The organism is Actinoplanes sp. ATCC 53533, assembly GCF_003947245.1.
Map to the genome: position 1 here is coordinate 1 of NZ_QHHV01000088.1, position 10,275 is coordinate 10,275.

At 69.7% G+C, this 10,275-nt stretch carries 10 protein-coding genes; 8 read left to right on the forward strand and 2 right to left on the reverse strand.

The window, feature by feature from the left end; all coding sequences use genetic code 11:
• The coding region (locus tag DMB66_RS64080) for a hypothetical protein (protein ID WP_370319281.1) at positions 1-207 on the forward strand (207 nt) is incomplete at its 5' end.
• A 155-nt stretch (positions 208-362) separates the two neighbouring features.
• Here the strand turns inward: DMB66_RS64080 and DMB66_RS27310 are convergent.
• Both DMB66_RS27310 and DMB66_RS27315 read right to left on the reverse strand, forming a co-directional pair.
• On the reverse strand, positions 363-860 hold the full coding sequence (locus DMB66_RS27310) for a GNAT family N-acetyltransferase (protein ID WP_125806975.1): 498 nt from the start codon (positions 858-860) through the stop codon (positions 363-365).
• Positions 861-872: 12 nt separating this feature from the next.
• Entirely contained in the window at positions 873-2,315 is a 1,443-nt protein-coding gene (locus tag DMB66_RS27315; protein ID WP_125806976.1) for a helix-turn-helix transcriptional regulator, read from the reverse strand.
• 338 nt (positions 2,316-2,653) lie between these two features.
• Between DMB66_RS27315 and DMB66_RS27320 the strand changes: the two genes are divergently transcribed.
• From DMB66_RS27320 to DMB66_RS27350, 7 genes are all read left to right on the forward strand, one after another.
• Positions 2,654-3,232: a GNAT family N-acetyltransferase gene (locus DMB66_RS27320; RefSeq protein ID WP_125806977.1), complete on the forward strand. Its 579-nt coding sequence runs from the start codon at positions 2,654-2,656 to the stop codon at positions 3,230-3,232.
• A gap of 403 nt (positions 3,233-3,635) precedes the next feature.
• Positions 3,636-4,490, forward strand: coding sequence for an SAM-dependent methyltransferase (locus tag DMB66_RS27325; protein WP_125806978.1), 855 nt, complete (start codon positions 3,636-3,638; stop codon positions 4,488-4,490).
• Entirely contained in the window at positions 4,487-5,395 is a 909-nt protein-coding gene (locus DMB66_RS27330) for a hypothetical protein (protein WP_125806979.1), read from the forward strand. Before DMB66_RS27325 ends, DMB66_RS27330 begins: the two co-directional genes overlap by 4 nt.
• Positions 5,396-5,668: 273 nt before the next feature.
• A complete protein-coding gene (locus DMB66_RS27335) occupies positions 5,669-7,129 on the forward strand; it encodes an APC family permease (protein ID WP_125806980.1) in 1,461 nt (486 codons plus the stop codon).
• A 413-nt stretch (positions 7,130-7,542) separates the two neighbouring features.
• Positions 7,543-8,247, forward strand: a complete 705-nt coding sequence (locus DMB66_RS27340; RefSeq protein WP_158647381.1) for a hypothetical protein — start codon at positions 7,543-7,545, stop codon at positions 8,245-8,247.
• A complete protein-coding gene (locus tag DMB66_RS27345) occupies positions 8,244-9,545 on the forward strand; it encodes a pyridoxal-dependent decarboxylase (protein ID WP_125806982.1) in 1,302 nt (433 codons plus the stop codon). The genes DMB66_RS27340 and DMB66_RS27345 overlap by 4 nt, the downstream gene beginning before the upstream one ends.
• A gap of 289 nt (positions 9,546-9,834) precedes the next feature.
• A complete protein-coding gene (locus DMB66_RS27350; protein WP_125806983.1) occupies positions 9,835-10,188 on the forward strand; it encodes a hypothetical protein in 354 nt (117 codons plus the stop codon).
• Positions 10,189-10,275: the final 87 nt, after the last annotated feature.

Consider the following 10,275-nt stretch of genomic DNA (forward strand, 5'->3'; position numbering starts at 1 on the left):
GGACAGGCGTGGCCGTGTGAACCCGCCCGTAGTGATCTACTCCTCGACCTGGGCTGGATCAAGGTGGCTATCTACTGCGCTGTGCTGATGGAACGGGCCACCAAGGACCTCTCCTCGTCTACCCCGAAAGAGCTTTGGCAACGATTTATCGAGTGGACAGAGCCACCTGACGATGCTCGGAACCTCCTGCTAAAACAGACTGCCTGAATCTTCTGGACGTCGAATCTCTGGCACGCAACGGAGTCATCTAATTGTCAGCCCGCGGAGAGCCGGATGCCATTTGAAGGCCACAACACTCGATCCTCCACCTCGGTTTGATCATGTCCGATGCCGTTAGCCCCAACGGATCGGGCTCCAACAGCTCAGGAGGGAACGCCATGATTCACATCGAACTGCTTTCGCATGCGTACGCCGGCGACGTCGCCGTGGTTTTCGACGGCGGCGATGGTGTAGCCGTTGGCCTGGTAGAGGTCGATGGCGGGGTGTTGGTCCGGGCCGGTGAGCAGGACGGCGTGGTGGTAGCCGAGCCGTTGGGCTTGTTCTTCGAGTGCGGTCAGGATCTGTTTGCCGTAGCCGCGGCCTTGGGCGTTCGAGTCGACGCGCATCCGGGTGATCTCGCACGTCAGGTCATCGACGTATCTCAAGGCGCCCATAGCGACGACCTTGCCGTCGAGTTCGCCGATGAGCATCGTGGCTCGGCCGGTGAGGTAGGTCGTGGTGATGGTGTCGAGGTCGCCGGCGTAGACGTCGACGTCGACCGGCACGCCGGCGGCGGCCAGCCCGTAGGCGTTGAGTCTGACGACCTGGTCGTGGTCCTCGTCGCGGTAGACGCGGATGGTCAGCTTCGGTGTCGTCGTCATGGTCTCGGCCCGTCAGTGGGTGGGGCCGGCGCTGATGGCGAGGACTTCGTGCAGGGCCCGGACCATCGGTGTGCCGCGGCGTGCGGTGGGGATGGCGTCGGCGATCGATTGGGCGCGGCGCAGCACGATGACCGGCCGGTAGGCGGCGGGCAGTTGTTGCAGGACGGTGCTGGCGTAGTCGGCGCCTTGGGTGATGTCGCCGTCGTGGACCATGCACAAGGCCCGGTCGAGACGCACCAGGGTGGGGTCGAGTCGTTCACCGGGGCCGAACGCGGCGATGGCGTCGTCTTGGGCCTGCCAGGCGGCGCGGCTCTCGCCGAGCGTGGTGAGCGCGTGCGACCGGTAGAAATGCAGCTGGCCAGCTGTGAACGCAAAGGCGCTGTTATCGGTGACCTCGTCGACGGTGCCGAACAGGCTTTCGGCGCGGTGCAGGGCGTGGCGGGCGGCGGCGGGTTGGGCCATGCAGGCAGCAGCACGGGCGAGGATGGCCCAGGCCATCGCGGTGATCGGCTGCGGGTGGTGGCGGGTGAGCAGTTCGGCTTCCCGGGCGGCGGTGACTGCGGCTTGGGGGTCGCCGAGGTTGAGGCATGCAACTGCGCCGCGGGTGGCGACCCAGGCACGCAAGGCGGAGTCGCCGGCTTCGTCGGCGGCGAGCCGGGCGGTGTGGACCCATTCGCGGGCTTGGCGGAACTGGCCGAGGTTGACCATGGTCATCGAGACCAGTCCGGCGAGGCGGGCGGTGACCGCGCACAGGTCGCGGCGTTGCCCGGCGGGCAGTTTGCGGTCGGTGAGGACTTGCACGTCCTCGAGGTCGGCGAGGATGTTGTCCAGGAACACGCTCGCGGGCTGCGTTTTGTAGGTGCGGCCGTACTGGGCGGCCACGGACTCCTTGTAGGCGACGGTGCTGTCCGACAGCGTGGATGCAGACAGGGCTTCGTCCATACGTCGCCGTACCTGGTCAGCGCGTTGCGCCGCCGCGCCCAGGCCGGGAACGATGCCGTGGCGCTCTGGTGCCAGGCCGTGCCACGGCCAGGGCTCGCCGTGCCCGTCGGGTACTGCGGCTGCGGCGGTGTCCTGGCTGCTCGGGTGGCCGGTCTCACGGTTGTCGCTGTAGTCGGCGCCGAAGCCGAGATCGACCGGGCCGGTGTTGTAGACCCGGCACAGCGCGTCCAGATAGGCATCCGAGGGCCGTTCCTCGGCGCGTTCCCATCGCGACACCCGGGACGCGACCAGCCGCTGCCCGACCCCGGCGACTTCGACAATCTGACTAATCAGGTGCGTCAGCGACCAGCCACGGGCCAGCCGGTGCGCGCGCAGCCGGTGGTGACCGCAGTGCGCGGTAATCGCCTCGGCCAGCTCGCGGACCGTCCAGCCCTGCTGGGGTGCCTGCTCGCGCAACCGTTTCGCGCACTGGGTGGCATGCGGAACGCGAGGCGCCATGTCGGTGGAGGTCACCGGCTGAGCAAATCACGTTTCGGACGGTTCGCCCCTGGCGGCGGCGCGCAACATGGCGCGATTTGTGCGCGGCCCGCCACTTTGCGGCCGGCCCAGGCGGTCAGTTGGGTGCGGTACGCGCCTACATGCGCCCGGCGCAGATTGCCGAACGGTCCCGGCGCCACGACGCTCAGTGCTCGATCGATCACCTTCGACCGAAGTGGATGTCGTGGCCGGTCTGGCGCGTTCAGTCCCCTCTGCACTGTCGGGTCAGATCCGGTAAATCAGGAAGGACAACCATGGTGACCTCACCGGCAGCGGCCCTGACGATCCGTGACGCGCTTGCGCGGGAGGCGCCCATGCTGACGCAGGTGCTGGGCGCCCCGTTCGCCGCCAGCGCAGTGGGACAGTGGCTGGATCCCGACCCGAAGACCCGGCGCCTGTCCGCGGCAGGTCACATCGGAGGCCTGGTCGCGGCAACGATCACCTCCGGGATCGCCCAGGTAGCTGAGGACGACAACGGCGAGATCGTCGGGGTGGCACTATGGGCCCGGTACCCCCGGGACGTCCAGTCGTCGACCAGCACAGGATCCGCCGTGAGCCTGCTCGACCCAGCCATTCTCACGATACGGCGTCGGCAGACTGTGCTGGCGCAGATGACGGACAGTTCCAGGCCGCCGGCGGTGGAGTCGTACTGCCTGGCCTATCTCGGGGTGCGCCCCGACCAGCAGCGCCAGGGCATCGGCAGCCGCCTGCTGGTCACCCACCACGCGCTGCTACACCTGCGCAGAGTGCCGGCGTTCCTGCTCGCCGACGATCGCAGCCGAAAGCTGTTCGAACGGCACCGATACACCTACATCGGTCTCCCGCAGCTGCTGCCTGGTGGGCCGCTGGTATGGGCGATGCGGCGCTCGCCGGTACCGGCTGATCCCCTCTGACCCCTCGCCCGTCGTGCCCTGCCGCCCCCGAAGGCGGCATGGCGGGTGAGGTACCACGTACCGGGTCTCTGCGTGGGCCGGTACCCGGGCTGGGTGTGCCGGCGAAGGACGGCGCCGGCACGCCCAGCCCACCCCTAACGCGCCGCTTAGTCCTGTTACACCCCTCGATTCGAAAGGCTTCGCGTGATGGTGGCCATCGGCAGCTGCGACCGAGAAGCGCCACGCGCGGATGACGTGCACCAGAGACATCCGAGGTGTCGCCGCGGCCGCGATCGGATGCCAGGCCCGGCCACCTCGGCCGGCGGGCTCGGTGGGGTGCGAGGGCTGGGCTTGCCTCGCCTCCGATGCCTACCGCATGGCACGCCCATCCCTCATCGCACGAACGCTGAGTTGGAGACCGTCGATGGCTGACGACGACCCAGGGCTCCCGCCCACGGTTGACCCGTTCGTGCCCCATGTGGCCCGGGTGTGGAACGTCCAGCTCGGCGGCAAGGACAACTTCGCCGTTGACCGAGCTGCGGCCCGAGCTCTCAACGAAGCGTACGCGAGGGTTGGGGCGCCCGGGGGTGACGCGGTCGCGGTGGAGAACCGGAGATTTATCGGCCGGGCGGTGCGCTATCTGGCTGGTGAGGCCGGGATCGATCAGTTTCTCGACATCGGCTCGGGTCTTCCGTCGCAGGGCAACGTCCACGAGGTTGCCCGAGAGGTGAACCCGGCGGCGCGGACGGTCTACGTCGACAATGACCCTTTGGTGTTGACCCACGGCCGGGTCCTGCTGGCCGACGACGACACGTCCATCATCGTCAACCGCGACATGTACGACCCGGGGTCCATCCTCGACGACCCGGACCTGCGAGCGATGATCGACCTGGACCGGCCCGTCGCGGTCCTGATCGTGGCCATGCTGCACCTGATCCCCGACGCGGCGCGACCAGAGGCGATCGTCGCCCACATCCGCGACGCCCTCGCGCCGGGCAGCTACCTCGCGCTGACCCACACCACCAGCGAGCACCGACCCGAGGCGGCTGCCGCCCTCGCCCAGGAGTTCACCCGGCTTGGCATCAACACACCGATGGTGCCCCGCTCCGTCGAGCAGATCAGCAGGTTCTTCGCCGGCTTCGACCTCGTCGAACCCGGCCTGATCTCACCCGCCGCATGGCGTCCCGAGCTTACCCCTGCTCCCGCCCCAGCTCCCGTCCCTGACACCCGGTGGATGTTGGCCGGTGTCGGCTGCCTCAGCGAGGTGAGCCGGCCGTGACCGGCGACGCCACCCGCCCCCGGACGGGACCGAACGGTGGCCGGGCCGTGGCCGGGCCGGGACGCAACCGGGCTGACCGCAACCCACACCCACGCCCACGGCGGCGCCGGCGGCCCGCACCAGCGGTTCTGGGCGAGCTGTCCCTGGCCACCGTGGTCCGGCGAGCAGACCGGGCAATCAACAACCAGCGACTGCGGCTGGCGAGCTGGCTACTGCGGCCGTACCTGGCCGGGCGGGATCCGCGCACGGCACCCGACGATCCGGTCTTGATCGAGGCGGCGATGCTGTGGCATCTCGTCCAGCCGGCCGATGCCGAGGACCAGGTCGCCTGGTGCTGCTACGCCTACCACGCCAGCCGCCGTCTGCACGGGGTCCAGCACGCGGTGACACTGTCGGCCGGCGGATCCCTCGCCGCGTCGTTGGCGCTGCGCGGCGACCGTGATGCCTTCGCCGTGCACCGCGCAGTTGTCGACGGCTACGGCGCCGTCGGAAACCTCGACGCGGCGATCATCGCGCGGACCGCGCTCGCCGGCACCCTGCACCGCTTCGGTAGCTGCGCCGAGGCAATCGTGGAAGCGCGCCGGGCGTGGGACGACTGGCGGCAGACGCACTGCCCGTGCGGGGGCGGCGGCCTGCTGGCGGCTGTTGGGTTGCTGGCGATCCTGATCGCGTGCCGGCGCAGCACGGCGGCACTTCTGGTCCTGGCACAAGCAGCGCCGATGCTCCCGCCACCGGGAACCACGGAACGCGCCCGGTTCGCCCGGTGGGCGATCTTGGCTATCGAGAGCACCCGCAAGCGGCATGAAGCGACCTGCACCCGAACGGTCGACGCCGCGGTTGTCGGGGTGAGCGGACGGCCGCCGCGCCGGGGCCCGCCCATCGATTGGCCGGCCCTCCTGCAATGACTCCACGCCGCACCCCAGTCACCCGCAGAAGCGAGGATGCCGCCGCGCCGCAGCCCGACTAGCTAGCGATACCTGCCCGGACCAGGCCCACTCCGTGTCCCTGCTCTGCTCTACCGACCCCCTTTTTCGGAGGCTTGTCTTGTCTGCCCGGACCAATCTGTCCCCCACCACCGTCCAAATAGGATGGTTGTGTCGTGTGCTGCCGGTGTGCCGGCCGTTCGGGTGCGCCGCCCGAGCGGCGGGTACGCGGGGTACGGACGGCGGGTGCCGGCGATGACGGTGCCTGTGCTGGAACGCAAGCAGATGATCATGTTCGCGATGTGGGCGATCGTGTGTGCGGCGGCCGGCCCTTTGATCAATCTCCAGTTCGCGATCCCGGCCGCGTACGCTGCCACCGGCATCCTGGTACTCCCGCTGGTCTACGTGATGGTCGGCGCCGTGCTGGCGTTGTTGTCGGTCGGGTACACCGCGATGGCGCGGCTGGTCGCGCATCCGGCGGTCTACTACGCGGTGATCAGCCGCGGTCTGGGCCGACCCCTCGGGGTCGCAGCGGGCATGCTGAGCCTGCTGGCCTACAACGCCATCCAGACCTCGTTGTACGGGCTGGTCGGCCAGCAGCTCGCGGCCGTGTTCGGCGGGCCGTGGTGGTTGTATGCGTTGCTGATCGTGGGGGTCGTCGCGGCCTTCGGGATGCGCGGGATCACCCGGTTGACGGTGACCCTCGCGGTGGGCCTGTCCGTGAGCATGTTCTTCGTCGTGCTGTTCGACGCGGCGGCCGTGGCGAACCCGGGGCCCGGTGGTGTCAACGCCGACGGGTTCGCCTTCGATGGCCTGATCGGGGCGTACGCCGTCGCGGCGGTGTACCCGGTCGCGTCCCTGATGGGGTTCGAGGCGGGGGCGACCTTCACCGAGGAGGCCCGCCACCGCCGGGGACCCGGTCGTGCCGTGTTCCTGGCCCTGGCGTTCCTGGTCGTCGTCAACGCGGTCAGCGCCTGGACCACCGGGATCGGCGCGGGGACGGCGCAGGTGACCAGCACGCAGGTGGATCCCCTGACGGTCTTCGACGACCAGTACGGACCGATCATGCCGCCGTACGTGCGGATCGCGGTGAACATGGCCATCGTCGCCTCGATGATCGCCCTGCACGCGTTCGCCGCCCGCTACGCGTTCGCGATGGCCTGCGAGGGCGTGCTGCCCCGGTGGGTGCGCAGCACCGGCCGGAAGAAGAACACCGGCCAGCAGACGCAGACCGACCAGCAGAAGCAGACCGGGGCACCGGTGGGCGGATCGGTGTTGCAGAGCGGCGTCGCGGTCCTGGTCATCGCCGGGTCCGCCCTGGGCGGGGCGGATCCGGTGTTGTCGCTGTTCGTGTACCTGTCCGCCCTCGGCGCGCTCTGCCTGATGCTGCTGCTGGTCCTCAGCTCGGTCGCGGCGTGGAAGGCCCTACCGGCAAAAGGCCCGGAGAAGGTCGGCGTGTGGACGCGCCGGATCGCCCCGGGGCTCGGGATTCCCCTGGGTGGGATCACCGCCGTGCTGACCGTGGTCAACGTCGGTGTGCTGCTGCCTCCCGGATCCCAGCCGATGCTGATCCTTCTCGCGGTCGTCGTGGTGTTCGTCGGCGGGCTGATCTGGGGTCTGATGCTGCGCCGCCGCCCCGGCTACGACCAGATCGGTCAGGGCCGGCCCGGCAAGTACGACACCGTCGTCAGCCGCCTCGGCCGGTACCCGGTCTGAGCCCGGCGATGACTGAGCCCGTGAGGAACGAGCCCGTAAGCCCGTCGCCCGGAAGCCCGTCGCCCGGAAGGCACAGCCGCGAGATGCGCCTCAACACCGAGCCCGCCCGACCCGCGCAGTATCCCCGGCCAACCCCGCCCTACGGCACCTACCAGCACCACGAGCCCTGGAGGTCGCCGCCGCAGGGCCAGCCCGTTAACGCCGCTGACCGCCATGACGCGGCGACCGAGGCGCCGCCGGTGTGGCAGCAGCAACCCCAGCACTGGCCCCCCGTTCCCCAGTCCCCACTGCGGCGGCCGATCCCTGCGGATCAGCCGCCGCCACCCCCGCCACCTCTGCCACCTCTGCCGCCGCCGCCTCCGCCCCCGCTGCCGGCACCGCCACCTCCGCCGGCCGCCCCTGCGCCGCCTGTGGTGGCGCCCGCGCGGTCTGAGGTCAGCCTGGCGCTCGCGCTGCGTGGCAGCATCATCAACCGGATCGTCCAGGCCAACACCTCGCATGCACGTCTGGCCGTGGAGAACCGCAGGACCGCCGACGCGTTGTCCGCGCACGCGCTGGTGTTGTTCTCCGCCGACCGGCTTACCTGGCCGTTCCGGCTGTCGACAGCCATCCGCCTGGACACCGAGGAAGAGAACGGTGAGGACCTGATCGAGATGCTGGTCGGCGTCGGCTCCTACGCCATGGCCCGGATCGCGGAGGCGAACGCGGCCGGCACCCGGTGGGATCCCCGCATCCCGAACATCGACGGCGGCGACGGTGTGGTCACGACCAGTGAAATCCTCACGCCGGCGCACACCTACATCGGCCTGGGAGTGTCGACCCTGGACCGGCCCGAAGCGTCCTGGCGGCAGATACGGCGCAGCGTCGACCGCTCCGACGCGCTGCACCTGCCCGGGCAGGCATACCTGTACCTGTGCGACGGCACCGCCGCACACATCAACCGCAGCGCCATGGTGGGCAGGTTCGCCGGCCGGTCCACCACCCTGACCAACTCCGCGGTCGCCCACTGTGACCATCCCATCGAACGCAACGAGAAGCTGATGCTGGACCCCGACGGTCAGCAAACACCGTTGTGGCGACACCTGGCCGAGCTACACAACGTGCTGGCAAGCGCATGATCACCCGCCCGGACCCGGCCACGCTCGACGAGGCCGCGTCGCTGCTGACCGGCTGGCCGGTCGACGTCGACACCGTCCTGGACGGCCTGCTGACCCGACGGCAAGCCGCCAACGACCGCAACATCTTCTTCCCGATGGCCGTCGACATCGACTGGAGTCGCTTCAAAAACTTCTGGGGCCAGTTGTGGAACAACATCGGCAGCAAAGACTCCAACCCACCCGGCGGCATCGACACCAAACCCGCCGAGCGGGCCCTGCTCGCCTGGGCCGCTGACCTGTTCGGCCTGCCCACCAACGACTGGTGGGGCAACCTCACCACCGGAGGCCACGACGGCAACCGGGCCGGGCTGCTCACCGGCCGCAACTGCTTCCCGACAACAAACCCGGCAGTTGCCTACTACTCGACCAGCGCCCACTACAGCATCCCCAAACTGCTGCACGAACTGGCCATCCCCGCGGTGGCGGTACGCGCTGACGAGTACGGCGAGATGGACTACGCCGACCTCGCCCGGGTCCTGCGCCCCGGTAGCCCGGCCATTATCGTCGCCACCGCGGGCACAACCCTGACCGAGGCCGTCGACAACCCCGCGACCATCACCGCGGTCCTCGACGCCGCCGGCATCACCGACCGGTACCTGCACGTCGACGCCGCCCTCAGCGGCGTCCCCCTCGCCCTCGACGGCAGCCTCTGGACCGACGGCGTCGATTCGTTCGCGGTCAGCGTGCACAAATTCTTCGGCGTGCCGCACACCGGCGGGCTGATCGTCGGCCGCGGGAAAGCCCGCCGCCGCCAGCAGCACATCGCCTACATCGCCTCGATCGACGACAGCACCAACGGATCAATCGACGGCCTACCCGCCCTGATGACCTGGTACGCCGTCGCCACCTACGGCAACGATGGCCACCGCGCCCGCGCCCGCAACGCTCGCGACATCGCCGCCTACGCCACCGACCAGCTCACCGCGATCGGCTGGCCCGCCTGGCGCCACCCCCACGCCTTCACCGTCGTCTTCCCCGCCCCACCAGCCCCCATTCGCGACACCTGGCCGGTCGCCTGCAACACCGACACGACCGATGACGACGAATACCACCTCATCTGCATGCCCGGCGTCACCCACCAGCAGGTCGACGTGTTCGTCCAAGCCGTGGCCACCGCCCTCGCAACACGAATACCGCACCCGAACCCGCCCACCAGACACACCCGGCGTCCGCTCCCACGCCCCGCGAACGGCCGTGATCAGGGCCCTGGACCGCACCAGCACGGGCGCGACCAGATGACGAAAGGAACGCTGCCGTGACCACCCTCCACCCCGCCCTTGCTGGCGTACCCACGGCAGTCTCCTCTCGCCCGGCCATCAGCCGGAGCCTGCAGCCGCTGCACCACGGCGATGACCGCCCGCGACGCCGAGGGCGCGTCGATCCGCGACAGGGAACACCGCTATCTGATCGCCGCATGCCTGCTGCACCTGCAGCGCTACCGGCTCTCCGATCAGGTCGACACCCTCACGGACATCCTGCCGGCCACCGCCGAGTGGACCCTGGCCACCACCGGGGCTCAGCGATTCGATTCGCTGGCGGGTGTTCTGGGTGACCGCCGACATCGACGGGACAGACGATGGCGACGCCTTCGCCGTGACCTGGCAGGCGTACGTGCATTCGCGATTCCCGGACGGGCCGCTCGGCCAGCTGGCCGACTACCTGGCCAACTCGGCCCGGCGTCCGGGCACGGTGACCGTCGACCTCGACCCACCCACGGTGCACCGACTGCTCCTGGCCGTCGAACTTCGCCCAGCCGGGCTACGGCAACTACTCGACCGGCTCGCCCACGCCGGGATGCTCACGCAGGTGCAGGCCCACAACGGCGAGCACTTCGGCGTCCACACGCTGCGGATGCCGCCGCATCTCATGACCAGCAACCGCGCCACCGATCCCGGTGCCTGACCCACCAAGGAGAGACGACCTGCCGACACCGTTTCGCCTCGCGCGGGCATTCGGCCTGCCCCGAGGCACCGCCTCGCGAACACCCCT